This window comes from Paraburkholderia phytofirmans OLGA172 (genome assembly GCF_001634365.1).
Taxonomy (GTDB): domain Bacteria; phylum Pseudomonadota; class Gammaproteobacteria; order Burkholderiales; family Burkholderiaceae; genus Paraburkholderia.
The window spans coordinates 1,597,912-1,624,376 of sequence record NZ_CP014579.1 but is presented as its reverse complement, the minus strand read 5'-3'; the positions used below and the strand labels follow the sequence as shown (position 1 = coordinate 1,624,376).

22 protein-coding genes and 1 pseudogene are annotated in these 26,465 nt (G+C 62.2%); 11 read left to right on the top strand and 12 right to left on the bottom strand.

Annotation, left to right across the window (positions count from 1 at the left end):
- Positions 1 to 82: 82 nt before the first annotated feature.
- A complete protein-coding gene (locus tag AYM40_RS27305) occupies positions 83 to 1,237 on the top strand; it encodes an alkane 1-monooxygenase (protein ID WP_063499249.1) in 1,155 nt (384 codons plus the stop codon).
- An 86-nt stretch (positions 1,238 to 1,323) separates the two neighbouring features.
- Here the strand turns inward: AYM40_RS27305 and AYM40_RS27300 are convergent, their stop codons facing one another.
- Positions 1,324 to 1,737 carry a DoxX family protein gene (locus tag AYM40_RS27300; RefSeq protein WP_063499248.1) on the bottom strand — a complete coding sequence of 138 codons (414 nt, stop codon included), beginning with the start codon at positions 1,735 to 1,737 and terminating at the stop codon, positions 1,324 to 1,326.
- Between the two features lie 97 nt (positions 1,738 to 1,834).
- Positions 1,835 to 2,560, bottom strand: a complete 726-nt coding sequence (locus AYM40_RS27295; protein WP_063499247.1) for a pirin family protein — start codon at positions 2,558 to 2,560, stop codon at positions 1,835 to 1,837.
- A gap of 135 nt (positions 2,561 to 2,695) precedes the next feature.
- Here AYM40_RS27295 and AYM40_RS27290 point away from each other — a divergent pair, with 135 nt between their 5' ends.
- Positions 2,696 to 3,574 carry a LysR family transcriptional regulator gene (locus AYM40_RS27290; protein ID WP_063499246.1) on the top strand — a complete coding sequence of 293 codons (879 nt, stop codon included), beginning with the start codon at positions 2,696 to 2,698 and terminating at the stop codon, positions 3,572 to 3,574.
- A gap of 366 nt (positions 3,575 to 3,940) precedes the next feature.
- Here the strand turns inward: AYM40_RS27290 and AYM40_RS27280 are convergent, their stop codons facing one another.
- Both AYM40_RS27280 and AYM40_RS41545 read right to left on the bottom strand, forming a co-directional pair.
- Entirely contained in the window at positions 3,941 to 6,316 is a 2,376-nt protein-coding gene (locus tag AYM40_RS27280; RefSeq protein WP_063499244.1) for a DUF6531 domain-containing protein, read from the bottom strand.
- 427 nt (positions 6,317 to 6,743) lie between these two features.
- Complete coding sequence (locus AYM40_RS41545) at positions 6,744 to 6,914, bottom strand: hypothetical protein (RefSeq protein ID WP_158515336.1); 171 nt, start codon at positions 6,912 to 6,914, stop codon at positions 6,744 to 6,746.
- A gap of 319 nt (positions 6,915 to 7,233) precedes the next feature.
- On the opposite strand from AYM40_RS41545, the gene AYM40_RS27275 reads away from it, so the two are divergent.
- The 4 genes from AYM40_RS27275 (at position 7,234) to AYM40_RS27260 (ending at position 10,500) form a co-directional block, all read left to right on the top strand.
- A complete protein-coding gene (locus AYM40_RS27275) occupies positions 7,234 to 7,785 on the top strand; it encodes an Lrp/AsnC family transcriptional regulator (protein ID WP_063499243.1) in 552 nt (183 codons plus the stop codon).
- 135 nt (positions 7,786 to 7,920) lie between these two features.
- Positions 7,921 to 8,442 (top strand): peptide-methionine (R)-S-oxide reductase MsrB, encoded by a 522-nt coding sequence (gene msrB / locus AYM40_RS27270; protein ID WP_063499242.1) that lies wholly within the window; start codon positions 7,921 to 7,923, stop codon positions 8,440 to 8,442.
- A 19-nt stretch (positions 8,443 to 8,461) separates the two neighbouring features.
- Positions 8,462 to 9,205, top strand: a complete 744-nt coding sequence (gene msrA, locus AYM40_RS27265; RefSeq protein WP_063499241.1) for a peptide-methionine (S)-S-oxide reductase MsrA — start codon at positions 8,462 to 8,464, stop codon at positions 9,203 to 9,205.
- 398 nt (positions 9,206 to 9,603) lie between these two features.
- Complete coding sequence (locus tag AYM40_RS27260; RefSeq protein WP_063499240.1) at positions 9,604 to 10,500, top strand: MipA/OmpV family protein; 897 nt, start codon at positions 9,604 to 9,606, stop codon at positions 10,498 to 10,500.
- Between the two features lie 64 nt (positions 10,501 to 10,564).
- On the opposite strand, the pseudogene AYM40_RS27255 reads toward AYM40_RS27260, so the two are convergent.
- Together AYM40_RS27255 and AYM40_RS41765 are read right to left on the bottom strand one after the other, a co-directional pair.
- Positions 10,565 to 10,744: pseudogene (locus AYM40_RS27255) on the bottom strand (LysR family transcriptional regulator); the annotation flags it as partial.
- Positions 10,714 to 10,833 carry a helix-turn-helix domain-containing protein gene (locus AYM40_RS41765; protein WP_162493831.1) on the bottom strand — a complete coding sequence of 40 codons (120 nt, stop codon included), beginning with the start codon at positions 10,831 to 10,833 and terminating at the stop codon, positions 10,714 to 10,716. The gene AYM40_RS41765 and the pseudogene AYM40_RS27255, both read right to left, overlap by 31 nt.
- Before the next feature lie 216 nt (positions 10,834 to 11,049).
- Here AYM40_RS41765 and AYM40_RS27250 point away from each other — a divergent pair, with 216 nt between their 5' ends.
- The 3 genes from AYM40_RS27250 (at position 11,050) to AYM40_RS27240 (ending at position 14,184) form a co-directional block, all read left to right on the top strand.
- Positions 11,050 to 12,249, top strand: coding sequence for an amino acid aminotransferase (locus AYM40_RS27250; RefSeq protein WP_063499238.1), 1,200 nt, complete (start codon positions 11,050 to 11,052; stop codon positions 12,247 to 12,249).
- A gap of 86 nt (positions 12,250 to 12,335) precedes the next feature.
- Positions 12,336 to 13,127: a class II aldolase/adducin family protein gene (locus AYM40_RS27245; protein ID WP_063499237.1), complete on the top strand. Its 792-nt coding sequence runs from the start codon at positions 12,336 to 12,338 to the stop codon at positions 13,125 to 13,127.
- A 64-nt stretch (positions 13,128 to 13,191) separates the two neighbouring features.
- Positions 13,192 to 14,184 (top strand): 2-dehydropantoate 2-reductase, encoded by a 993-nt coding sequence (locus AYM40_RS27240; RefSeq protein WP_063499236.1) that lies wholly within the window; start codon positions 13,192 to 13,194, stop codon positions 14,182 to 14,184.
- Positions 14,185 to 14,229: 45 nt separating this feature from the next.
- Here the strand turns inward: AYM40_RS27240 and AYM40_RS27235 are convergent, their stop codons facing one another.
- Both AYM40_RS27235 and AYM40_RS27230 read right to left on the bottom strand, forming a co-directional pair.
- Entirely contained in the window at positions 14,230 to 16,182 is a 1,953-nt protein-coding gene (locus tag AYM40_RS27235) for an AI-2E family transporter (protein ID WP_063499235.1), read from the bottom strand.
- A 136-nt stretch (positions 16,183 to 16,318) separates the two neighbouring features.
- Complete coding sequence (locus AYM40_RS27230; RefSeq protein ID WP_063499234.1) at positions 16,319 to 17,599, bottom strand: DUF445 domain-containing protein; 1,281 nt, start codon at positions 17,597 to 17,599, stop codon at positions 16,319 to 16,321.
- Positions 17,600 to 17,861: 262 nt separating this feature from the next.
- Here AYM40_RS27230 and AYM40_RS27225 point away from each other — a divergent pair, with 262 nt between their 5' ends.
- Positions 17,862 to 19,004, top strand: a complete 1,143-nt coding sequence (locus AYM40_RS27225; RefSeq protein WP_063499233.1) for a metallophosphoesterase family protein — start codon at positions 17,862 to 17,864, stop codon at positions 19,002 to 19,004.
- Positions 19,001 to 21,625 carry an AAA family ATPase gene (locus AYM40_RS27220; protein ID WP_063499232.1) on the top strand — a complete coding sequence of 875 codons (2,625 nt, stop codon included), beginning with the start codon at positions 19,001 to 19,003 and terminating at the stop codon, positions 21,623 to 21,625. The genes AYM40_RS27225 and AYM40_RS27220 overlap by 4 nt, the downstream gene beginning before the upstream one ends.
- Positions 21,626 to 21,748: 123 nt before the next feature.
- Here AYM40_RS27220 and cobJ read toward each other — a convergent pair whose 3' ends face one another.
- Genes cobJ through AYM40_RS27200 form a run of 4 tightly spaced genes read right to left on the bottom strand, consistent with a single transcriptional unit; the run spans position 21,749 to position 26,407 of the window.
- A complete protein-coding gene (gene cobJ / locus AYM40_RS27215; RefSeq protein WP_063499231.1) occupies positions 21,749 to 23,569 on the bottom strand; it encodes a precorrin-3B C(17)-methyltransferase in 1,821 nt (606 codons plus the stop codon).
- Positions 23,557 to 24,288, bottom strand: a complete 732-nt coding sequence (locus tag AYM40_RS27210; RefSeq protein ID WP_063499230.1) for a precorrin-2 C(20)-methyltransferase — start codon at positions 24,286 to 24,288, stop codon at positions 23,557 to 23,559. Before AYM40_RS27210 ends, cobJ begins: the two co-directional genes overlap by 13 nt.
- Positions 24,289 to 24,915 (bottom strand): precorrin-8X methylmutase, encoded by a 627-nt coding sequence (locus AYM40_RS27205; RefSeq protein ID WP_063499229.1) that lies wholly within the window; start codon positions 24,913 to 24,915, stop codon positions 24,289 to 24,291.
- Positions 24,908 to 26,407, bottom strand: a complete 1,500-nt coding sequence (locus AYM40_RS27200; RefSeq protein WP_335341238.1) for an oxidoreductase — start codon at positions 26,405 to 26,407, stop codon at positions 24,908 to 24,910. The genes AYM40_RS27205 and AYM40_RS27200 overlap by 8 nt, the downstream gene beginning before the upstream one ends.
- Positions 26,408 to 26,465: the final 58 nt, after the last annotated feature.

Below are 26,465 nucleotides of genomic sequence, written 5' to 3'. Positions count from 1 at the left end.
GGCAAGGTCCCGCCGGCATGCGTACTGGCCAGCAAGCGCCAGGCTTGCCGATACCAGGCGACATAAAACAAGGAGGGAGACAATGGCAACATCGCAAGCGGCCCCCGCTCGGTGGGTCGACGGCAAGCGCTATCTGTGGCTGCTCGGTGCGCTGACTATCACCTTGCCGCTGCACGCCGCCAATCTGGCGTTGCAGACCGGCTGGCATATTTTCTGGTGGTTCGGGCCGATTTTCGTGTTCGGCATTATTCCAGTGCTCGATTATCTGATCGGTGACGATCCGAGCAATCCACCCGAGGAAGTCGTCCCCAAGCTCGAACGGGAGCGCTATTACCGCCGGGTGGTCTATCTCGCCACCTTCATCGAGTACGTGTCGTTCTTCGGCGCGGTGTGGATCGTCTGCACGCACACCCTGACGTGGTACGACTATCTCGGCTTTGCGCTATCGCTGGGCGCGGCGACCGGCGTGTCGATCAACACCGCGCACGAGCTCGGCCACAAGACCGATGGCTTCGAGCGATGGCTCGCCAAGATTACGCTGGCGCCGGTCGCCTACGGTCATTTCTTCGTCGAACACAATCGTGGACACCATGTGCGCGTGGCTACGCCGCCCGATCCGGCGAGCGCGCGCTACGGCGAGTCGTTCTGGCGTTTTCTGCCACGCACGGTGTTCGGCAGCATCGCGTCGGCGTGGCGCCTCGAGAAACATCGGCTCGAACGCCTCGGCAAGTCGCCCTGGACATGGCGCAATGAAGTCCTGCACGCGTGGGCCATGACGGCGGTGCTGTGGGGCGCGATGATCGTGCTGTTCGGCAAAACGGCGATTCCGTTTCTGCTGATTCAGGCGGCGTACGGCGCTTCGCTGCTCGAAGTGGTCAATTATCTGGAGCACTACGGGCTCGGCCGTCAGCAACTCGCGAGCGGCCGTTATGAGCGTTGCCAGCCGCAGCACTCGTGGAATAGCAATCGCATCGTGACGAATCTGTTTCTGTACCAGTTGCAGCGTCACGCCGATCATCATGCGAATCCGACGCGTTCTTATCAGGCGCTGCGTCATTTCGACGGCGCGCCGCAATTGCCGTCCGGTTACGCGACGATGATCATGCTCGCGTATGTGCCGCCACTGTGGTTTCGCGTGATGAACCCGCGTGTGGTCGCGCATTATCAAGGCAATATGGCGCAGTCGAATATCCGGCCGGCGATTCGTGAGCGCGTGTTGGCGCAGTTTGCCGGCTAGCGTGCATTGCTTCATGCAAAGAAAAATCCGCCTGGACAACCGGGCGGATTTTTTGTGGAACTTATCGAATACCCACGGTGCAGCGCTTAACGCCGGTCGAGCGAATACTTGCCGGGCCCGGTCACGCACAACAGGAACAAGCCACCCATGATGCTGAGGTTCTTGTAGAAGTTGATCATGTTTTCGTACTGCATCGCACCCGTCATGTTCCAGTAGTGGTGGCCGATGATCGCAGTGGCCAGCGTATAGATTCCAAGCAGCAGCGCAAGCGGCCGCGTATAGAAGCCCACCACCAGCGCAATGCCCACCACGAACTCCATCACCACGGCGATGATCGCCGACAACTCCGGAATTGGCGCGCCGCTCGACGTCATATAAGCGACGGTGCCGGAAAAACCGGTCAGCTTCGACCAGCCGAACATCACGAACAGCACCATCAACAGGATGCGGGCGACGAGAATGCCTGCGTCTTTCTGGTTTTCAAATAGCGTATAGCGCATGATTTTTCTCAAAAGGTAAGGAAGGGTGCGGCTCGCTGCAAACCATGCCGCGAGCCACGCTTAAAGCCGGCCAGATCTATCGGCAGGATGGAGCCGCTTAAGCCCACAACTCCGACACTTCGATGTTACGCAGATCGAACACCAACACCTCCGCGTCGTGACCTTGCGTGAAGGTCAGGGCTTCTTCGCCGCGGACCCGGGCGCCGTCGCCTTCGCCAAGCTCGACGCCGTTCACCGTGACGCTGCCGCGCGCCACCTGAATATAAGCATAGCGATCGCTGGCCAGTTCGAGACGTGCAGTTTCGTCGCCATCGAAGAGACCGGCATAAACCCGCGCATCCTGTTGCAGCTCCAACGAGCCGTCCGCACCGTCCGGTGACAACACGAGGCGCAACACGCCGCGCTTCTCGTCCACACCAAAGTGACGTTGCTGATAGCGCGGCGCGGTGCCGTTCCGCGCCGGTGCAATCCAGATTTGCATGAAGTGCACGGGCTCGCTCTTCGAATGGTTGTATTCGCTATGCGCGACGCCGGTGCCAGCGCTCATCAGCTGAATGTCGCCAGGCACGATCACCGAGCCGGTCCCCATCGTGTCCTTATGCTCCAGGGCGCCTTCCAGCACGTACGAAAAGATCTCCATGTCGCGGTGCGGGTGCTTGCCGAAACCTTGGGCTGGTGCGACACGGTCGTCGTTGATCACGAGCAGGTCGGAAAAACCGTTCTGCTTCTGATCGTGATAGCTCGCGAAAGAAAACGTATGACGCGAACTGAGCCAGCCGTGCTCCGCACGGCCGCGTTGATTGGCGTGTCTGATATCGAGCATCGTATTTCTCCTTGGTTCTGTTTTGCGATCCGGCCAGAAGTTTGTCCGCGATCCATGAACGACAGTGTAGGTCAATCAGGGTGGCTATAATCGGATTAGAACAAGAAACACTGTCTCGTTTGGGTGGACAATATAATGCAACTCGATGACATGCGGATCTTCGTCGCCACGGTCGACGCCCATAACTTCACCGCGGCGGCAAAGCGGCTAGCGCTGTCGAAGCAGTTCGTCAGCCGGCGCGTAATGGCGCTGGAAGAGGCGCTCGGCGTGCAACTGCTGATCCGCAATACCCGCAAGCTGGCGGTGACCGAACTGGGCCAGGAGTTCTATGAGCGTGCGCGGCGCATTCTCGGCGAGGTGGAAGACGCCGAACAGGCCATGTCGCTGCGCCGCGCCGGGCCGCGTGGGTTGTTGCGGGTCAGCGCGCCGATGTCGTTCGGGATGATGCATCTGTCGCCATTGGTGGCGAGCTTCCTGCGCGAGCATGGCGATGTGCGCTTCGATATGGAGCTGAGCGATCGCACCGTCGACGTGGTGGGCGAGGGCTTCGATATGGCGATCCGGATCGGCACGTTGCCGGATTCCACGCTGATCGCGCAGAAGCTTGTCGATGTCAGGATGGTGGTGTGTTGTAGTCCGGGGTATGTGCGGCGGCGTGGGGCGCCGCTTCATCCCGCCGATCTGGCGCGGCATTCTTGCCTGTTGTATGGGCATGGCGGGGTGGTGAGTTGGGATTTTGTGGTTGATGGAGTTTCGAAGGGGGTTGAAGTGCATGGGCCGCTGCGGGCTAATAATGGGGAGCTGATTCGCGATGCGGCGGTCGCTGGGCTGGGGATTGTTCGGCTTCCTGAGTTTATTGTTGATGATGCGATTGGCAGCGGCCTGCTCGTGATGGTGTTGGAAGAGTTTCTGCCTACGGCGGCTACTGTCTATGCTGTCTATCCGCAGCATCGGCAGAGCTCGGTCACGATTCGGGCTTTTGTGGCGTTTTTAAGGGAGAGGTTGAGGGTTTGATCGCAGCACTAGGGCCGGTAACGCTGCAGCAATAAGAAAGGCGCGAAACTTCTCGCACCTTTCTTTATAGCGGCGGCGCTGGAAACTTTAGCCGTGCCGCGAGCGGGTCAGCTATCGCCTTTTCCCGCGGGGCTTAAACTCCAACTCTGGCGGCGCGATGTCGGGATGTTCTTCGTAGAGTGGTTCTAGGCCCAAAACGTATAGATGGTCAAGCAACCAGCCCATCGCCAGGCGGAACTCTTTGAACTCATCGTCTGGGCAACGATCGCGCACAAGAACAATGGCGTCGTTTATTGCACCGCTCATCTTTAGCAGTCGATTGCTTACCTCTACGGCTATCTCTCGATTCTTAATCATGGCGTTCCTCTAACATCCGTTGTCGGCAATACATTTGTTCTTACAACGGAAAAACGGAATTCCAGTGCCACCAAGCGTTGGAAGTGTTGTATCGCTGCAGTGCTCGATACACTTCTGGTACACCTTGGCGCACCTTCTTGACATGGCACATTTGACGAAGCCGGAATCGGAGTCGCCGTTGGCTTGGAACAGTTGAGCATACAGCACCGCGCGTTTCGATTGTCCGTTCTGGTCAGGCATCAGGATAGGGAACGGAACCTGTTCCTGCGCCGCTATTTGCAGTTCGGGTACGTCACCCGTGACCGGCTGTCCCGACTGAGTGACGGTTAAGCCACGGTAAAACAGTTTCCACGCCAACTTGGCTTTTGTGAAAACATAGCACTCAGAGCATACCGGCGTGATCGCTGTCGAACCGCCTGCCTTCAATGCTTTAAGCGAGCCAGAGAGATTAGCCGGTGGCCCGATCGGGTCGGCGCCCGACTCATAGCTGCTAATCCACCGATCGATTTCATCACTGGTTATCGCTTCAGCACTACTCCCATTTCTAGCCACCGTGCCAGTGCGACTCGCAACGCGACCATCCGGCGTGTAAGCGTAGTTCACGGTGAGGAAACGGTGCAAGCCACCGGTCGATGGTCGAGCCTGTTCGTCGTACGTAAACTTGCTAACACGACCACGCTTGTCATAAGTGAGTCGAGCTTCCCGATAGTTGCCGGTCAGCGACGTAGGGCGGTTAGCCGCGTCACGACTCTGCGTCCCGAACAGCCAACCCGAAACAACGTCCTGAGCGGTGTTTATGTTGCCGGTAGAGTCAGAAAAATAATGCCAGTCTTCGGTCTTGACACCATTCACATAGACAGTTGCTTGCGCCAGGCGGTTATTGGCATCGTAGCGCGCGCCAACAGTCAACTTGTTGCCTGTGCCAGTAGCGTCGAAGCCGCTTGCGCCAGTTGTGTCGGACGTGTCGAACTCGCTATATCCAGTGACGTTGCCACCTGCGTCATACGCGAACGCACGCATCTTGCCTGGGGTTGCAACAAGTGACGGATGCAGGCTCGTCGCATCGGCATATCGCACTGACGTTATCACCATGCCACTAGCGCTACTCACAGCCGCACGCGCCGGCCGACCCACCGAGTCATATGAATAGACAGCGACGCCGTCGGGTGCTGTTTTCTGTAACAGGTTGCCGTTCGCGTCCAGGTTTCGGCTCTCGTTGCCATCGGTAGTACTGCCGCCAGTCAAGCGCAACATTCCAGCGACAGACGCGTAGTTCATGGTGCCTGATTCGTTACTCCAGGACATCGTGGTCGAGCTGTTGTCATAGGAAAACTGAACATTCTGCGTCGTATCCGGGTGACTTGCGGCGGTCGCACGACCCCGTACGTCATATGTCCACGTTGCGATCCGTGAGCCGCTTTCGTCAATTACGCCGGTGAGTGAATTCTTGAAGCGCGAGTCGTCATAGACATACCGTCGCACATAGCCATCGGGCCATGTGACCGACACGAGGTTGCTGCTCCCGTCATAACCGTATTGCGTAAGACCGCCGCTTGGGTCTGTCATGCGGTAAATACGGCCTGACGTGTCGTACTCAAGCTTGATCGACAGTAACTCATACTTCGGAACCGCACCTGCCGCGCGCTGGTTGATGGCCGTGAGCCTCCCCGCGCCGTCATAGGTGAGCGTTCGGGTGAAACCGGTATGCGTTGTTTCGGACAGCAGGACGCCCTGTGCTGAATACGACTCGGCGGTATCGGTCGTTAGGTCGGTAAGCGTCCATCCGGAGCCGTTTTGACTGATTGCAAGCCCACTAAAGCTGGACGTCCTCCACTGTCCACCGGTCAATAGGAACGTGAGCGGTTGGCTGTTTGCGCGATAGGCGATGACCTTGGGTGAACTACCGCTCGCCCCGGCGACGTTTAATCGCCGCTGCCAGTTATTTACCCATCCTGACCCCATGGAAGTCGCCGAGTTAAGAAACGGTGAAGACAGGTAGCTTCGTGTGAACGTTAGCGGTATCCCGTCGCCGCTACGGAAGTCGTTTTCGGAGAGCGTCACCTGGCCATTGGCCGGATAGATAGGATCGGCAACTGGGCAGGAGTCTTCAGGCAGGACAGGATCAGGCCCCTTGCAGTACCGGGCGATCATTTCCTGCGCATTTGCAGTGCAGAAATACGTCCCCATGCCGGTTGATGTCTGGCTCGCAGCAATCAACGGGCAGTCTTTATCGCCAGGAATGGCCCCTGCTCTCGCATACAGCGGAAAACAGATGTCGTCGCCGCTGTCGGCTCTCGCGCCGAACGCCACCAGTAGCAGCATGAATGCGGCCAGTAGACGGGCGAGGTTGCCTGCTAGCCCGCAAGACGGCTTGTCTATTCTCATACATCTCCCTTTTGTAATGCGTCGTTAGAAATGCGTAATAAGGCGACACTGCATCGGGGAGCTGGGAGTCAAAATAGGGCAATTCTGAAAAGCGCCGTCGCGCGACACATCTTTACAGACAGGCTGAAACTGACAGCTTCAAAGCAGGGCCGGCGCTAATCTGTGCGCCAACAACGCTCGTATCGCAGGCATTCAGTGGACGTCACCATCAGCGATTCACAGATCGAAGCGGGGCGACGGACGAACTCGATGCACTGCGCGGCATCATTGAACTGTGCGAACTTGAGATAGACGCAGGCGATGGTGAAGCGGCCAGAAACCCTACAAAAAAGCCCGCTGTGGGGCGGGCGCAGGAATGAGCCATTTGCGGGGTCAGTTCACACTGCTGGCGGCTTTTCCTTCAGGCAAAGAAACCGGTCCACCTTCGTCATTTCAGCCTTTCCAGTTTGTACATACGGAACGTTTGACCACTGCCGCTGTGATGCACCGCAAACCATAGGCTCACGTCATACTCGCGTGCCGGTTCACGGTGAATCACGGTGGTGATGGCACGCAAGCATGAGCGGCGCACAAATTCATTCGAGTCGGGCTTCAGCATGAACTCACCGCGCTCAAGCTGCGTAACCTGCTACGTGAGGGAACCGGCGACAAGCTCACCCGCACCCGTGCTGCCCCCGAACCGAGAGGACGGCCCCGGCGAATCTTATATTGCTCGTAGCTCATTCACTTGCTCCGGTTTGCTCACTGAAGTTCGACATGAATTGGCGCTCGGGTTCCTCGACGCGAGCAATAAGCAGTCGCGCTAGTCAAATGGTAGGGAATAGCGCTAGAAATGAGCTTGCAAAGAAATTCCGTCCGGCATAATTTTGGAAATATTCAGTAGAAGTTCACCTAACAAAAAGGCCGACCCTGAATCGATGAGCGCAACAAAAGCTCGTGATACACCGGCCACTGCCGCCACTGCCGCCACTGCCGCCACTGCCGCCACTGCCGCGAAAACCGACCAGCTTCACGCGCTCGATCGCATCGATCGGGCGATCCTGCGTCAGTTGCAGACCGACGCGTCGATTTCGAACGTCGCGCTCGCGGCCAAAGTCAAATTGAGCGCGCCGGCGTGTCTGCGGCGCGTCGAGCGGCTAAAGGAATCGGGACTGATTCGCGGTGTCGTCGCGTTGATCGACCCGAAGGCGGCCGGGGCGGGAATGCTGGTCATCATTGGCGTGGTGCTGGATCGGTCCACGCCGGAGTCGTTTGCCGAGTTCGAGAAAGCCGCGCAGAAGGTAGCGGGGTGCATGGAATGTCATGTGGTGATCGGCGAGTTCGACTATTTCATGACGATCCGTACGCGCGATAGCGACAGCTTCAATCGTCTGCACGCGGAACAGTTGCTCTACCTGCCGGGCGTGCGGCAAATCCGCTCGTTCATGGTGCTCAAGGAAATCCTGTCGACCACGAAATTTCCGCTGTAACCGCCGCCATGACCTAAAAAGACGCGCATGCTGTCATAAATCCCCTTGCTGGCCGACTAAGTGTCAGGACCACTCGCGGGCGGCGCCATCAGCGCCTGAACGGGTGAACGGTACGGACTTTCCGGGACGATCATCATGGCTTGCAGCAGACGGAGTTTCTTCAGGTTAATCGGCGCGGCGTCGCTCGCCGGCAGCACTGCGGCATGGCGCACTGCACGCGCGGCGGGTATGAGTGCCGCGGGCGCCGCGGCGGCCTACGAGGTCGTGCACAGCGACGCCGAATGGCACAAGCTCCTGACGGACGCGCAGTACCGCGTGCTGCGCGAAGCGGGCACGGAGCGGCCATTCAGCAGCCCGCTAAACGACGAGCACCGCGCCGGCACATTCGCGTGCGCCGGTTGCGCACTGCCGCTGTTTTCGTCAACGACGAAATTCGATAGCGGCACCGGCTGGCCGAGTTTCTGGCAGCCGCTGGATCACGCGGTCATCACGCATACCGACAAGTCGTTCGGCATGACGCGCGACGAAGTGCTGTGCCGGCGCTGCGGCAGCCATCTGGGTCACGTATTCGACGACGGCCCCAAACCGACCGGCCTGCGCTATTGCATGAACGGCCTCGCTTTAACATTCACGCCCGCCTCGCGCGGCACGAGCTGATCGAATCAGGACGAACATCATGAAAATCGAGAAACGCATCATCGGCAAACCGTCCCGCTCACGCGGAGCGGCCATCGCACTGTCGGTCGGGCTCGGCGCGCTGGCGCTGCTGCTGGCGCAGCGCGTGGCATTCTCGTCGGAAGCCGGGGTTGTGATTGCGCCCCCCGCACTCGACGAGCCGATCTCCGCCACGACCTCGCACGAAGAAACCGCCGTGTTCGCGGGCGGCTGCTTCTGGGGCGTGCAGGGCGTGTTCCAGCACGTGCGGGGCGTCACAAAGGCGGTGTCGGGTTATTCAGGCGGTCAGCGCGACACCGCGCAGTACGAAACCGTTAGTGGCGGCGACACCGGCCATGCGGAATCCGTGCAGGTCACGTTCGACCCCACCAAGGTCACCTACGGGCAGTTGTTGCAGGTCTACTTCTCGGTGATTCAGGATCCGACCGAGTTGAACCGCCAGGGGCCGGACAGCGGCACGCAATACCGTTCGGCAGTGTTCCCGCTGAACGACACGCAGCGGCATATCGCGCAAAGTTACATCGCGCAACTCGATAAGGCACACGCCTTCCCGGCGGCGATCGTCACGAAAACCGAGCCGTTCAAGGGTTTCTATCCTGCCGAGTCCTACCATCAGAACTACCTGACGTTGCATCCGAACTCCGCGTATATCGCAATCAACGACATGCCGAAGGTCGCCAACCTGAAGCGCCTGTTTCCGAATCTCTATCGCGACAAGCCTGTGCTGGTCGAAGCGGGGCAATAAAGCGGCAATCTCCCTGTTCCGGCGTCGCATCGCGCGGCGCCGGACGTTTTTTTGTGGCTGTATTCTGCCTGTCACCACCGCCACGGCGCGCTTGCCTGCGTCCGTCGGTCTGTCCTTGCGTTGTTCCGATCCGAGCCGGCTCTCCGGCGACCTGGCCCGCATTTTGCAAAGGAGCGTGCGTCGGCAAATCTTTCGCACGTCTCTGTTCGTACCAATGCCCAATTTATGGGGCGGCATCGGGTTCGGATAATGCATTTTGTCGGGCAATGCGTGTCGTCTGCTGAAAGAATTACATGCCGCGCGTAGCATTGCGCCGGTCGCCCGGAGGTTTGCAAACCATTGCGGACCTCGGGTGAGAACCCAACCCCCTTCGCGATACGCGAGAACGGAGGCATCTGGTGTTGATCAGCCGTAGAAAGCGGATCGGCAAGATTCGCCATAAACAAACAAGCATCGCGGCAACATCTCTGGTCGCCGTGACCCTCGGCGGTATCGGCGTCTTGCCGGCTTCGGCCCTGGCCCAAACCCCTTCGCCGCTGGGCGAATGGCAGTACTCCGTGGGCATTCCGCTGCAGAAGATGTGGCAGCCGGAGATTCCGGAATGGCAGGTGCGCATCGGCGCGGCGGCGTCGTTCCAGCCGCGTTATGAGGGCTCCGACCGGTATCACGTGATGGCCGGTCCGAGCATCGACGTGCGCTATAAGGACCTGTTCTACTTTTCCAGCGGCGAAGGCCTTGGGGTCAACTTCGCGCAAGGGCAGAACTGGCGCGCGAGTCTCGGGGCCGTCTACGATCTCGGGCGTCGCGGCCATGACGATCCGGAGGAGCTGAACGGTCTCGGCAACATCAATCAGGCGCCAGGCGTCAAACTCTCTGGGGAATATGTCGTGTCGAAAGATTTCCCGCTCGTGCTGCGCGCCGACGTCCGGCGCTATTTCGGCGGCTCGAACGGCTGGATCGGCGATCTCGGCGCTTATCTGCCGATGCCGGGCAGCACGAAAAAATTCTTCTGGTTCGCGGGGCCGAACGTGACACTCGCGGACTCTAAGTACATGAACAGCTGGTACGGTGTGAATCAGAATCAGGCGGCGCACTCGCAATACTCGGAGTATCACGCGAGCGCCGGATTCAAGTCGGTGGGCTTCGGCATTAGTGCGGTGTGGCTGTTCGATAAGCACTGGTTTGCCACCGCCGACGGCGCATTTGAAGAACTGGTCGGCAGCGCGGGCAATAGTCCGATTACGCACAGCAGGGCCACCGGTGTGGCCGATATCTCAATCAACTATCGCTTCTGATGCGGCGTTTCTGTGTTTGAGTCTGGGGAGAACGTGCTGCGGTGACGTTGGGACGCAGGTGCGCCCGCGCATCGGCCTGCGTCTCACGATCCCAGCGCTTCAGCCACGGCATGATGAATTCCGCAAAACCGTCCGCAGGCGGTGACAGCGCACGTTCGGTCGAGCGATACACGCAAACCTCGCGGATCGTCTCGGGATCGACGATGCGTTTCATCACCAGCCCGAAGGTTCGCGCGAGCGGCGAAGCCGCTCCGCCGCCGCGCCGATACTGTGCAAATCGACGATGGCGAGAAACGCTTCGAACTGACGGATGGTGACGCGCGTGAGTGGCATCAGGCGATTCTAAAGAAAAACTTACTAATCGTGAAAAAACGATTGATTGCAGGCAGCTAGCCATTGGTCGACACTTGTCCTGGTCGACGCGAAGCGGGTAACGCGCTTAGACTTCCGTCTCGCCCACGCGGCTACGATCAGGCTGCAACGGCCCACATCCAGGGTATACGCAGGCCGCAGTCCAGCCACACGCGGGGCCCCACTCAAGGAATTGCCATGTTCGACCACATTCCCGCCTATCCGGGCGACCCGATCCTGAGCCTGAACGAGGATTTTCAACTCGATCCGCGGCCCAACAAGGTCAACCTGAGCATCGGCATCTATTTCGACGACGCCGGCAAGCTGCCGGTGATGGACGCCGTGCGGCGTGCCGAAACCGCGCTGCTCGGCGCGATCGGCCCGCGCTCCTACCTGCCGATGGCCGGTCTGCCGCTCTACCGCGACGCAGCACAGGCGCTGGTGTTCGGTGCCGACAGCGAAACGCGTGCAGCGGGCCGCATCGCGACCTTGCAGACCATCGGCGGCTCAGGCGCACTGAAAGTCGGCGCGGATTTTCTGAAGCGCTATTTCCCAGCCTCGCAGATATGGATCAGCGATCCGAGTTGGGAAAACCATCGCGTGGTGTTCGAAGGCGCGGGCCTCACGGTCAACACCTATCCCTATTACGACGAAAAGACCGGTGGCCTGCGTTTCGCCGACATGATCGATACGATCGGCCGTTTGCCGGAACGGAGCATCGTGCTGCTGCACGCGTGCTGCCACAATCCGACCGGCGTCGACCTGAGCCCGGCGCAATGGGCGGAACTGGTGCCGGTATTGCAGCGCCGCAAACTGATTGCGTTTGTCGACATGGCGTATCAAGGTTTCGGCGCGGGCCTCGAGGAGGACGCCGCCTGCGTGCGCCTGCTCGCCGATGCGGGTGTGCCGCTGATCGCCGCCAATTCGTTCTCGAAGAACTTCTCGCTGTACGGCGAGCGCTGCGGCGCGTTGAGCGTGGTGTGCAAGAGCAAGGAAGAGGCGGCGCGCGTGCTCGGTCAATTGATGTCGACGGTGCGCGCCAATTACAGCAATCCGCCGACGCATGGCGCACGTCTCGTCGCCAATGTGCTGTCGGACGCTTCCTTACGTGCTTCGTGGGAAGCCGAGCTTGCCACCATGCGCGAACGGATTCTCGCCATGCGCGGCACGATTCACGAAGGCCTTGCCGGCCGCGTCGATGAAGTGATGCGCGCGCGTTACGTCGCGCAGCGCGGCATGTTCACGTACACGGGCTTGAGCGAAGCTCAGGTCGAGCGTTTGCGCAGCGAATACGCGGTGTATGTGCTGCGTTCGGGACGCATGTGTGTCGCAGGCTTGAATGCGCGCAATGCCGGCTATGTGGCGTCGTCGATCGCGGCGGTGGTGGCGGGCGCATAACGGCTTCGCATAGCGGCTGTTACTCGCAACGGCCGAACGTAGCCAACGACAGCGAACGTTCGCGAGCGATAACAACGGAGACCTTGATGACGACTCTTGAAATGCAGCCGGCGAGCCCGCCGAAGGCCGCCGCGATGCATCCGGACGAATGGCGGGCGCGCGTGCAACTGGCAGCGTGCTATCGCATCTTCGATATGCTCGGCTGGACCGAGATGATCTACAACCACATCACGTTGCGCGTGCCGGCGAGCGTGAGCGGCGGCGAGCGCCACTTCCTGATCAATCCATTTGGCCTGCACTACAGCGAAGTGACGGCGAGCAATCTCGTGAAGATCGACACACAAGGACGCGTGCTCGACAACTCGCCGTATCCGGTGAATCCCGCGGGTTTCGTCGTGCATGCGGCAATTCACGAAGGCTTGCCCGATGCGCACTGCGTGATGCACACACACACCACGGCCGGCGTCGCGGTGGCATGCCTCGAAAACGGCTTGGAGCAAACCAACTTCTATAGCGCACAGTTGCATGACCGCATCGCGTATCACGACTTCGAGGGCATCACGGTGCATGCGGAAGAAGGACCGCGTCTGCTCGAACATATCGGCGACAAACAGGCGGTGATCTTGCGCAACCATGGCCTGCTCGCATGGGGCCGCACGTTGCCGCAGACTTTCGCTATTCTGTGGACGCTCAACCGCGCATGCGAAATCCAGATGGCCACGTTCTCGATGGGCCGCGCGCGGCCTGTGCCGGAAGACGTGGCGATCCGCTGCTCGCGCGACTCGTTGCAGTTCGATCCGCGTCACGGTGGGGGGCAGGATGTGTTCGACGCGTTGGTGCGGCGCGTGGATCGCATCGACGCGAGCTATAAGGATTAATGCGAGGACTAGCGCGAAATATGAGGTGCGGATTGATCCCAGGATTAAAGCAAGGATTGAAGCGATGAAAGTAGCAATCTACGGTGCAGGCGCGATCGGCGGCTGGATGGGGGTGAAGCTCGCGCAGGCCGGCCACGACGTGAGCGTGGTGGCGCGCGGCGCAACGCTCAGTGCCTTGCAGCAGCATGGCTTGCGTCTGATCGAAGGCGGCGTGACGCACACCTTGAAGGTGAAAGCGAGCGAACAGCCGGCGGATCTCGGCGTTCAGGATATCGTCGTGGTGGCGGTCAAAGGTCCGGCAATGGCGTCGGTGGCCGCGCACATCGCGCCGCTGCTGAACCCGCAGACGACCGTGCTGACAGCGATGAACGGCGTGCCATGGTGGTTCTGCGACGGACTCGGCCGCGATTTCGCCGGCAAGCGGCTGAAGTCGATCGATCCTTACGGCGCGATCGCCGCTGCGATTCCGACCGAACAGACGGTGGGCTGCGTGGTGCATGCCAGCTGTCTGATCGAATCGCCTGGCGTCATCAGGCATCATCAGGGCAACGGGCTGATCGTCGGCGAGGCGTCGGGGCAACCGAGCGCACGCGTCAAAACGCTCACCGCCATGCTGGCCGCAGCAGGCTTCAATGCGTCGATGTCGGAGCAGATTCAGCGCGACGTCTGGTACAAGCTGTGGGGCAACATGACGATGAATCCGGTCAGCGCCATCACCGGCGCGACCACCGACCGGATTCTCAGCGACGAACTGGTGTGCAACTTCGTCACGAGCATCATGTTGGAAGCAAAGGAGATCGGCGCGCGCTTCGGTATCCCGATCGAGCAGGCGCCGGCGGATCGCCACGAGGTCACGCTCAAACTCGGCGCGATGAAAACCTCGATGCTGCAGGACGTGCAGGCGGGCAAGGCGGTCGAACTCGATGCGCTGGTGGCCGCGGTGCGTGAACTGGGGCAGCTTACCGATGTGCCGACGCCGTATACGGACGCGTTGCTTGGGCTTGCGCGCTTGCATGCGAGCACGTTGGGGTTGTATCCGCGGCAGTGTACGCTCTGAATCGGTTGGGAATTGGGGGCTCGGAACGCGTGTCGGTGGACCTTGCTAGTCCGCCCCAGCCGCATGCGAAGTCTGCCGCGTGTGCTGCACGCTCGCCACCACCTGGCATTCCTCGATCATCGCGCGGAACGTCGGCGCCGCATGTGAAGCGCCGGTCGCGCCCATCTCCGGGCCGCCTTCGGGCGCGCCCCCAACGCCAACTACCAGCGCCGCCCTTGGCCGCCATTCCCGCGTGCGCCGCAGCATGTTGCGCAGATACGGCGGCGATTCCGGCGCGTCGAGCGAGATGATGCAGATGATCGGCGCGTCCTTGAAGCTCGGTTCGTCGGCTCGCGCGCTGCGATAACCCGAGTGCGTGGCCATCATCGGCGCGAGCCCGTGACGCCCGAGCAATTGCACGGCGATCGCGACGGTGACCTCGTCGAATGCGCCGCGTCCAGGCACGCACAGCACCGACGTCCTTTCGCTTTCATGGCGCAGCTGCGGGCGTGCCGAAATGTGGCCGTCGGGCCGCTCCGAAAGATCAGCCGTCGCCGAAGCCGATATCGCCTCGGCGGCGTCGGCTGGTTCCGTGCGCGACAGGCGATCCGGCAGTCCGTCGGCGATTTCCAGGTTTTCGACGATATCGACCAGCGCGTCATTGATTCGCGCCAGTTGCTCAGGCATCAACACCCCGCGCATCGCATCGTTGCGCGCGAGCTTGAGGCCCTCGAGCGCGACATTGTCGTAGTAATCGATCAGCGACATCTCGCGCAGCAGGCGCTCGGCCTGCACGATGGCTTCATGCGGATCGTCCGCCAGAATCCGCTGATAGAAGTTCTGCGCCGGCGTCAGCGCGGGCTGGTCGCCCAGCAGCACCGTGAGGAAGTTCAGACGATCGGCGTAGCGGCCCAGCGTAACGACGCACAGCGTGAGCGGCGTGGACAGCACGAGGCCGATCGGCCCCCATAGCCAGCTCCAGAAAATCGCCGCCACCACCACCGCCAGCGGCGACAACCCGGAGCGATGACCGTACAGCAGCGGCTCGGCGATTTGCCCGGCGGCCACGTCGACCACGATAAACAGGATCAGCGTGTAGACCGCCATGGTCCATTGAGGCTGAATGGCGGCGGCGAGAAACACGGCAAGAATCGCGGCGATCCAGATGCCGATGTACGGCACGAAGCGCAGCAACGCAGCAATCACGCCGAACAGCAGCGCCCCCGGCACACCGATAATCGCGAGGCCAATGGCGATGATCGCGCCCGCGCTGAGGTTCACGCCCAGTTGCGCGACGAAATAGCGGCTCAGCCGGCCGGCGGCGTCGTTGATTGCGGTGGTCGTGCGGTGCAGATCGCGCGACCCGAACAGACTGATCAAACGGTCGCGCAGGTCTTCGCGTTGCAACAGGATGAAGATCGTCACGACCAGCACGATGAAGGTCGTCTCGATCGGCGCGATCGCGGGTGACAGCGCGCGTTGAGCGAGTTGCATCGGCGTGGGCGACGGCTCGTGCACTTCGACCGGTGTCGGCACCGGGGGCGCATTGCGCGCCGCGCGTCCGGTGAGCCGCGGCGGGCTCGGTTTGCTCGGCGCGACGCGTTGCAGCGTGGCGGCGGCGCGGCTCATCAGCGAATCGGCCCGGCCGACGGTTTTCTCCTGCACGGTCTCGATCTTTTGCTCGATCGCCGCCTGATACTGCGGCAGATCGCCCGCCAGTTGCACCAGTTGCGCTCCGATCAGCCCGCCGACGGCCAGCAAGGTCGCGAGGGCGAACAGCACGGCGATAAAGATCGACGGCAGCTGGCCCATGTGCAAGCGCCGCAACGCCTGCACCAGCGGCGCGAGCAGAAAGCTGAGCAGCACGGAGAGCGTGATCGGGATCAACACCTCGCGGCCGAAATACAGCGCGCACACCACCACCACACCGGTGATGACCGAGGCCAGACCATGCAGACTGGGCGTGCCCGGCGGGTATACGCGGTTCGGCCGCCCAGGCGGCGGTAACGATATTTTCATGAGCAAACTTCTCGATGTTGTGGCGCTGTCGCTTGTATGGAGGGCGTGCGCGAATGGGACGGCCGCGGTCAAGCAAGCGCTCAAGCAATTCATATGCCCGGATTGTAGGCGCTTTGGCGTGCGGCGGCCGTATCCCTTAGCCCATGTGCAAACGCAACAGCTCGAACAGCTGCGAACTCGCATAGAGCAGCAAGCCGATAAAGCCGCCAACAATCGTTCCATTGATGCGGATGTACTGCAAATCTTTGCCGATGTTCAGCTCGATTTGCCGTGACATGTCTCGCGCGTCCCAGTTCTTCACTGTATCGCTGATGTGGCGCGTGAGGAACTGGGCGAAATCCGGCGCCATGGCGCGCGCCGCTTCTTCCAGGTGGTCGTTCAGCGACTGACGCAACGCGGGGTCGTGCGCCAGTTCGTGGCCTACCCATTGGCCCATCGCCATCACTCTCGCGTGCAGGGCCGAATCGCTGCTTTGCAGATCGCGCTTGAGCCATGCGCGCAACTCGCCCCACATGTCCTTCACATACGTGCTCAGCGCTTCGCCTTCCACCAGATAACGCTTCAGTTCTTCGCCCTTCTGCAGGAACGCCGGGTCGCTCTTGAGTTTGACGATCAGCTTCTGCGCGGCGTCGTCGAATTTCTGGCGCAACTGATGGGTGGGGTTCTCGCTGATCTGCTCGAGCATCCGGTTCACCGCATTGGCGATCGCTTCGGCGCCCTTTTCACCGAGCCATGCCGACGGCAGGATCATCTCCATCTTCGGATATTCGCTCTTCACCCACTCGACGATGCGTTCAGCGATAAACTCGCGCGCCTGCGGTTCGCGCAGGAGCGCCACGACCTGTTCGATGCCGGCGTCGAGTAGTTCCTGGTGACGGCCGTCTTTGGTGAGCGTGTCGAGTATCGCACCCATGGATTGCGACAGATCGACTTTGGCGAGCACGTCGCGCAACGCGTCCTTGATGAAGACCTGGATGCGCACGTCGTCGGTCAGTTCGAGAATGCCGCTCGTCAGTTTGACCACGTAGTCGCCCAGACGCGCGGTATTGGCCGGCTTCGTCAGCCAGCCGGTGATGCTTTGCGCCGGGTCGTGTTTCTGGATCAGCCCGACCAGCGACGGCACGTCCAGGAACTTGTCCTGCACGAACACCGCGAGGTTGTCGGCAATCTTGTGCTTGTTCTTCGGAATGATCGCGGTGTGCGCGGAGACGATCGGGATCGGTACCCGGCGAAACAGCGCGACCACGGCGAACCAGTCGGCGAGCGCGCCGACCATGGCCGCTTCGGCCACTGACTTGATGCCGTCCACCCAGAGGCCGCGCGGCATGAAAGCGGTCACGAGGAAAACGCAGGCGGCGGCCGCGAGCAATAGCAGCGGCGTGCGCTTGGCCTTCTTCAATTCGGTCTCTTTGTTCATCGGCAGCGGGGCAGCGGGGTTCAATTCGATTGAAATGTTGCGTTGCGGTTGACGCGATCGTCCAGAAACGCGAGTGTAGCGCCGCTGTTCAGGCAGTGTGGCACCGGTTTGGGACATTCTTTGACCCGCCGGCGCGGTAACATCTGCGGTTAGACTGCGAGGCGATGCTTGGGCGAGTGGCGTGAGCGCGTGCTGAATGAGCGCCGATTTGAGCGCCGAATGAGTGTTGAGTGACGATGCAATTGAACGGAATGGAGGCACAGTGATCAGGTTTCTGCACACCGCGGACTGGCAGATAGGCACGCAATTCGGCCAGTTCGAGCCGGACGAAGCCGCGCACCTCGCGGAAGCGCGCTTCGAAACCGTGCGCCGGATCGCCGAAGAAGCGGCGGCGCGCAAGGTCGACGCCGTGCTGGTCGCAGGCGACGTATTCGATCTGCAGACCGTATCGGACACGGTGATCCGCCGTTTGTTCGGCGCGCTGCAGGCGTTTTCCGGGCCGTGGATCATGCTGCCAGGCAATCACGATGCCGCGCTGGTCGAGAGCGTGTGGACCCGTGCGCAGCGCCTGAACTGTATTGCGCCGAACGTGCGGGTAGTGCTCGAACCCGGCGTGATGACGCTCGACGCCTGCCAGTGCGCGTTGCTCTGCGCACCGCTCACGCAACGTATCACCTACGACGACACGACTGGCTTCTTCGACACAACGGAAACGCCGCACGGCTATCACCGCATCGGGCTCGCGCATGGCAGCGTGAGCGGGATTCTGCAGGAGGGTATCGATTCGTCGAACCCGATCGCCCCCACGCGTGCCGCGAGCGCGCGTCTGGACTATCTGGCGCTCGGCGACTGGCACGGCCATTTGCGCGTCGACGAGCGCACCTGGTATGCCGGCACGCACGAGCAGGACCGGTTCCGCGCCAACGATCCGGGCTTCATGCTCGACGTCACGCTGACCGAGCCTGGCGCCGTGCCGGCAGTAGAAGCGGTGCGCGTGGGTAAATATCAATGGCATCGCTGGGAAGAGACGATCTCGGTGCCGACCGATGTGGATTCGCTCAAGACGCGCCTGAGTGCGTTGGGCAGTCACGACGTGCTGCGGGTGACCGTAGGTGGCACGACCGCACTGGCCGAGGCCGAAGCGATTCACGTCGCGGTGGAAGAGACCCGCGCGCGGGTCCGTGCGCTACGTGTCGATCTGAGTGGCCTGCAGGTGCTGCCCACCGCCGCCGACCTTGCCGAACTCGGCGCGCAAAGCGGCTACCTCGCGAAAGTGGTGGCGCGTCTGCGAAGCTTGCAGGAGGATCCGCAGTCCGACCCGCAACAGGTCAAGCGAGCGGCGGACGCGTTACTGCTTCTGGCGCGTTTTCAGCGTGAACTGCCGCGCGAAGCGAGGTCGGTATGAAGCTGGAAAGTATCGCGATTCAGGAGTTCAAGCAGTTCACCGGCCGGCTCGTTATCGACGATCTGCAGCCCGGTCTCAATCTGTTCACCGGCCCGAACGAGGCCGGCAAGAGCACCATCGCCGAAGCCGTGCGAGCGGTGTTCCTCGAACGCTATAAGGCTTCGCATCTGAAAGATCTGCTGCCGTGGGGCAAGGCGAGCGGGCAGCCGTCGGTTGAAGTGACCTTCGCGATGGACGGCACGGCGTGCAGGCTGTCGAAGCAGTTCGTCACCCGGCAGCGCTGCGAGCTGAAGATCGGCCAGGCGGTGTACGGCGAAGATGAAGCCGAAGACAAACTCGCCGCGTTGCTGGGTTTTTCGCGTGCCGCGCGTGGGCCGCTCAAGGCGGAAAACGCCGGCGTTCCCGGTTTGTTGTGGGTGCAGCAAGGCGGCACGCAGGAGGTGCGGGATTCCACGGGGCATGCGGCGCAATATCTGCGCGATGCGCTTTCGCAACTCTCGGGCAGCAGCGAATCCGCAGGCGAGGACGCGCTGATCGCCGCCGTGCAGCGCGAGCTTCGGCAACTGCTCACGGCGCGTACGCAGAAGTCCACCGGGCCGCTGGCCGAGGCCGAACAGGCATTGGTGGCGCTGATCGTCGAGCGCGACGAGCTGGAGCAGCAGCGCCAGCAATTCGACGAGAACATCGTGCGGCTTGCCGCGCAGCAGGAAGCCTTCGACGATGCGCAACGCAAGCGCCCCTGGGAGCTTCATGAGCAGAAAGCCGTGCAGGCGCAACAGCGCGCCGATGCCGCGGCGGAACTCGAACGCAGTCTTCAGGCGCTCTCGCAGTCGCTGCAATTGAGCGAGGCGGAACTGGCGCTTTCCTTGCAACAGGAACAGGCTGCGACGGAACTGGAAGCGGCCGTGGCACGCGAGCGGCAGCAACTTGATGCCGCTCGCGCCAACGTGTCGGCGGTTCAGAACGAACACGCGCAGGCTCAGGCCAGCGTGGCGCGATTCGAACAGGCACACGCCGATGCCAGCCGCGCCCACGAACTGGCCAACGCCGCGGTGACCGCGGGCGATTTGCGCAGTCAGATAGCGCTGCACCGCACCGAGAGCGAGCGGCTTGAAGCGGCGATCGCGGCCGCTGGCGACGCAAACGAAGCCGTGCTGGAGGCGACGCGTGCGGCGGCGGCGCACGAAATCGACGGGGCGCAACTGAAACGGCTCCAATCGCTCGACGCGGAGTTGACCGTGTTGCGCGCGCGTACTGAAGCGGCGATGACGCGCATCGAATACCGGTTGAATGGCACGATCACCGTCGGCGATGCGAAGGTAAGCGGCGAGGGTGTGCTGCGGCTCGACGAGGAGAAGCTGATCGGTCTCGGCGAGCTCGGCGAACTGCGCGTGATTCCGGGCGTCTCCGATCTGTCGGCGCAGTTGTCTGAACTGGCGTCGCTAGAAGCCCGACATGCACAGTTGCTGCAGGCGTTGGGCGTGGCGTCGCTGGCCGAGGCCGAGGCCAGGCACGAGCAGTGGAAGGCGCTGGTCGCGCAGCAGAAAAGCCAGGCGAAGATTCTCGAGGTGCATGCGCCGCAGGGTATCGACGCGCTGCGTGCCGCGTTGGCTTCGGCTGCCGCCCGGCTGCAGACTTCGAATGAGCGGCTGGCTCTATTGCCCGACGTGTCTGCTGCGCCACCGCTCGACGAGGCACGCCGCAATGCCGACATCGCGCGTGATGCGTTGGAAGTCGCCAGAAAAGTGCTGGCGCAGGCGGCGGAAAGCAAATCCACCGCGACAGCTACGACTGAATCGCTCGCCGGTCAGTTGCAGCGAAAAGAAGCCCAACTGAGCGACGAAGCGTTTTGCCGCAACCGTGCGCAATGGCAGACGAAAATCGTCGAACAGCGTGTGCAGGTTGAGGCGCTCAAAAAGCAGCTGGAAGGAAGGGAGCGCGAACTGGAAGCGGCGCGTCTCGACGATCCGGCGGCTGAAGCGAAACGCTATCGTGCGTCGGCGGAGCTTGCGCGCAACGAGCAGCACGAGCGGCAACTGCGGATTGCGCAATTGCGCAGTCAACTGGAGACGGTGGGCGCGTCTGGGCTCGGGGAACGCCTCGCCGCAGTGAATGCCTCAGTGGAGCAAGCCACGCGCCGCAAGGACGAACTCGGCTTGCGGGCGAGCGCGTTGAGTCTGCTCGACGAGGTGCTCGTCGATGAACGCGATGCGGCGGTGGCGCAGCTGCGTGCGCCGTTGACCGAACGGCTCGGGCACTACCTCAAGCGGATTTTCCCGCAGTCGACGATTGCACTCGGCGACGACCTGAGTCCCGCAACGCTGGATCGTTATGGTCGCGCGGATACGCTCGATGCGTTGAGCTTCGGCACGCGGGAGCAACTTGGTATCCTGACGCGGCTGGCGTATGCGGATCTTTTGAAGGCATCGGGGCGTCCGACCTTGCTGATGCTCGACGACGCCGCGGTGCATACCGACGCGGCGCGGCGCGATGCGATCAAGCGCGCGCTGATCGATGCGGCTACGCGGCACCAGATTCTGGTGTTCACGTGCCATCCGGAGCTTTGGGACGATCTGGGTGTCAGGCAGCGGGCGATTGAGGATTTGAAGGTCGCGGCTTAAGTGGCTTGCGACGCTTTGATGCCGGGTGCAATCACTTTACGATTCTTGAGGATCTTGCGCGGGCCGCTGGGGTGCAAATGGAGGCGGTGGCGAGGGGGATGGGGCGAAACTAACGCACTGTGTTCACTCATACCACCGCGGCGTATAAACCCACTCGCCACCGTCGACGCCGTTAGCGAACGCCCGCGTCGTCGACGACCCCACGATCACCATCGTGCGCATATCGACATCGGAAGAGCGCAGTTCGCCGAGCGTGATCGTGCGCAATGTACTGCCCGGTCTGCCGATATCGCGGCCAAGCACGACTTTGGTCGCCGCCGCGCGATATTCCCGCACGATGTCCAGCGCTTTATCTAACTGCCACGGCCGTGCGCGAGAGATCGGGTTGTAGAAAGCCATCACCAGATCCGCTTCGGCCGCATGCCTGAGGCGCTTCTCGATGATGGTCCACGGTTTCAGATTGTCGGATAACGACAGCATGCAGAAGTCATGACCCAACGGCGCGCCGGCTTGCGCTGCGGTCGCCATGGCAGCGGACACCCCCGGCACGATGGCGAGTTGGACCGCGCGCCAGTCGGCAGTTGTCGAACCTCCTTCTTCGAGCGCCTCAAGCACCGCAGCCGCCATTGCAAACACACCAGGATCGCCTGACGACACCATCACCACAGACCGCCCTGTGCTAGCGAGTTCGAACGCATGACGCGCCCGCTGCATCTCCTCGCGATTGTCCGTGCCGTGTACGCGTTGATCGGCGCGCAAGGGGCCGGCCATTTTCACGTAGGTGTCGTAGCCGAGAATATCGGTGGCTTCGTTCAGCGCTGTTCGCGCGGCAGGCACCATCAGATCGGCGCTGCCGGGGCCGAGGCCGATCACCGTCAAACGGCCACGTGAGCGGCCAATCGTGTCCGGGTCGATTGCCAACGCTGCCAACGCGAGCGCAACCCCTGCGTCTGCGTCGTCATGCAACGTTTGATAAGGGACGCGCAGCGCGGCATGCAGCAAATTGCCCGGCGGCTCGCCGTCTTCCGGGCGCGGCTGGGCAAAACGCAGCGGCACGTTCAGGCTCGCCGCGGCATCGGCGAGCGCCGGGTCCGCCATGTGTTCGGAAGAGGCCAGCAAGGCCGAGAGCGAGAGCGCCGCAAGACCATGCGCGTCCAACGCCTCGCGCACCAGCGCGGCGATTCGCGCGCCTGAATCCGTCCACGCATCTGAACGGGAGTTTGCGCCGAGGTCGGCGTTCATAACAGAGCGTGCACCAGCACCAGCACCAGCACCGGCGCCAGCACCCGTACCCGTACCCGTCACCGCCGCCACCACACTCCGCGGATGAATCACCAACTCATCATCCCGTCCATCCCACACACGCGGCGTCACGCGAATCGCGAGACGTGCCGATTCTGCGCGTGGCAGTTGCGCATCATCGAGCCACGGCGCTTCACCCTCGATGCGAGTGCTTTCACCCGCCAGCAGATCCGACACGAAGCGCTTGCCTTGCGCTATATCCGCGAGCGCATAGCCCTCAGGCGGATTGAGCACACACGTGCCGAATCGCAGTTCGCCACTCGTCGTAATCGCCGGCGACACGGCCAACTCAGTAGCAATCTCGCGTGCCATGACGTTGACGCCGGCAAGACCGCCGAGCAACGGCACGACCGCACTGCCATCTTCTGCAACGGCCAGCACCGGCGGCTCGACGCCTTTGTTCGACAACAACGGCGCAACGCAGCGAATCACGATCCCGGCCGCACACAGTGCAATGATCGGCGTGCCGCGTGCATACAGCTCGCAAAGATGCGCGCCGAGTTCCGTGTACGAGACATCAGCCTCGACTCGCCCCTGCAAGGCATGCACCTGGCAACCTGCATACAGCATCTGAATCCGCCGCGCCGTCGCCAGCGCGCCCACGCCGAGAATCACAATCGCGGGTGGCGTCAACCTTGCCATTTTTCCCCCGGCACCACGAGCAGCGAAAAATACGGCGAGGCCATCGGATCGACTTCGTCAAGCGGCACGATGCGCTGATTGCCCATGGTCGCGCGTTCGACATAAAGCGCACGATGCGCGAGCCCCAGTTCGCCGAGCACGCGCCGCACCTTATCGAAATTGCGGCCGAGTTTCATGATGACTGCGGCGTCCGCATCGGCGAGACGCCGGCGCAATTCGTCTTCGGGCAAGACGCCGGAGAGCACCGACAAGCTCTGATTGCGATACACCAGCGGCGAACCGAGTACCGCCGTGCCGCCGAGCATCGAGCACACACCGGGCACGACTTCGGCCTCGAAACGCGCCGCGAGGCGGTCGTGCAAATACATATACGAGCCGTAGAAAAACGGATCGCCTTCACAAATCACCGCGACGTCGCGGCCCGCGTCGAGATGGTCGGCGACGATTTCCGCAGCGGTGTCGTAGAAGTCGGCGATGATCGCTTCATACGAAAGCGGCGGTTCGAGTGCTTCGGTGGTCACGGGATAAACGAGCGGCAGATGCTGTTGAGCGTCGTGCAGATGCGCCTCGATGATGCTGAAGGCATTGCCCTTTTTCCCCTTTGCGACGAAATACGCGACCACCGGTGCCGCTCTCAGCAAACGCAGCGCTTTCAGCGTGATGAGTTCCGGGTCGCCGGGGCCGACGCCGAGTCCGAATAAACGTCCTTGCGCGGTCATTTACTCCACCTCCGTCGCCAGCGCATTCACAGCGGCGGCAGCCATCGCGCTGCCGCCGCGTCGACCGTGAACCACGACGTAGGGCACGCCGCGGCTGTTTTCGGCAAGCATGGCTTTCGATTCGGCCGCGCCGACGAAACCGACCGGAAAACCGAGAATCAGCGCGGGCCTCGGCGCACCGGCATCGAGCATGTCGAGCAGATGAAAGAGGGCGGTCGGTGCGTTGCCGATCACGACGACGCTGCCGGCCAGATGCGGCCGCCACAATTCGAGCGCGGCGGCCGAGCGCGTATTGCCGAGTTCGCGCGCGAGCGCGGGCACGTTTTGATGCATGAGCGTGCAGATTACTTCGTTGTTCGCTGGCAGCCGTGCGCGCGTGATGCCTTGCGCCACCATGCCGGCGTCGCACAAAATCGGCGCGCCCTGCGCGAGCGCCACACGGCCCGCCGCACCTGCGCCTTCGGAAAACTGAAGATCGTCAATGACGTCGACCATGCCGCAGGCGTGGATCACGCGCACTGCGAGTTTCTCGAGGTCGGCAGGAACGCGCGAGAGATCGGCCTCCGCACGTATCGTCGCGAAGGATTGGCGATAGATCTCCTGACCGTCGCGAATGTAATCAAGCATCTATAGGGCTCCGGGCCGCGTGTGCCAATGGGTCGAGCATGTCGGCGGCCTGTTCGATCGTGAGTTGGTGCGCGACGCACGAGCCGAAACCCGGCTGGCCGTCGCGTCGATAAAGGTCGTAGATGCCGGGCGCCGCGGCCAGCAGTGTGTACGGCGCGCGATGCGCGGCGGCGCATGAGCGCGGACAGCCGCTCAGATGGACGTCGACACCTTTGGGCAAGCGATCCGCTAAAAGCAGCGCGTCGGCTTTGGTATCGGCGAGGCTTTTTGCGCAACCTGTGGAACCGGCGCAGGCGATCAAGTGCGCAATAGGCTGCGCGGGGTCGCAGGCGAGGCCCAGCGCGTTCATTTCAGCGAGCACGGCGGGCGCGGCATTGGCAGCGATATCGGGCAGTAACACGCTTTGCCAGGGCGTCATGCGCAGCGTGCCGTTGCCGCGCTGTTGTGAGAGCGTGGCAAGGCCGCGCAAGGTGGCGGCGTCGAGGCGTCCGAGCGGCGGTTGGCCGCCTACGTGCAGCATTCCCACGACTCGCTGAGCGTGCGCACCGAGCCGCAGCGCGGCATCGGCAGGCGTGGCGCGTCGCCAGTTTGCGAGCGACGTGTCGCGTGACAGTGGGAAATCGACGTACTTTTGAGCGTGCTGCAATACGGCGTCGACGGAATGCGCGGCAAGCAGATGACGCATGCGCGTGGCGTCGGTGGTGGCCAGATCGAGGAACGTATTCAGCAGCGCGCGGACAAGACCCGCGACTTGCGCGGGCAGCACGGCGCCGAGGGCGCCCGCGCTATCCGTGCGAGGGCGCTCTGTGGCGTCACGCGAGTCGGCGTATTCGGCATGCTGGAACGCATCGGTACCCGCATCAGCGTCAGCGTCAGCTTCAGCGTCAACATCCGCGTTCGCCACAGCAGGCGGACAACCCGTCAAACCAAACACGAATCGCACCCCGTCTTCAACTTGCGTCGCTGCCAGCCAGATATCATGCGGATGATCGAGCCTCGCAAGGCGCTCGCCACCATCGAGCAGAAGCGCGAATTTGGGTGATAGCGCCGCGAAACGCGCTTCGGTTTGCAGCAATGCAAGCAGTTCGACGCAGAGCGGCCTCGTATCGAACAGCGCAAATGGATCGCGGCCAGCAGTCGGGCTCAGCATCACATTGCGCACATCGTCCGCAGCGGCCGCCCGAATCGGCCCTAGCCCCGCGTCGACCAGCGCCGCGCTCAACGCCGCTTCATGACCGCTGCGCACGCCGCGCACTTGCAGATTCGCGCGATTGGTCAGCTCGACGACACCGGCCGCATGCTGCGTGCTCGCCTCGGCAATCGCCAAGGCCTGCCCGGCGCTCAGCTCCCCGCCGGGCAATTTGATCCGGCAGATTCCACCATCGCGCGCGGCGACGATGCGCAGCAGCCCTGGACACGCCGAGGGCCGCAGCGCGAGGGCCGCGTCGGGCAAAGCAGTGGAGGAGGGCGGAGCTTGATTCAAGACGGACACCGGGTTTAGCGTCGCGCGACGGCCCGAGCGCCGCCCGGTCGGGCATTGCTGCGGCATC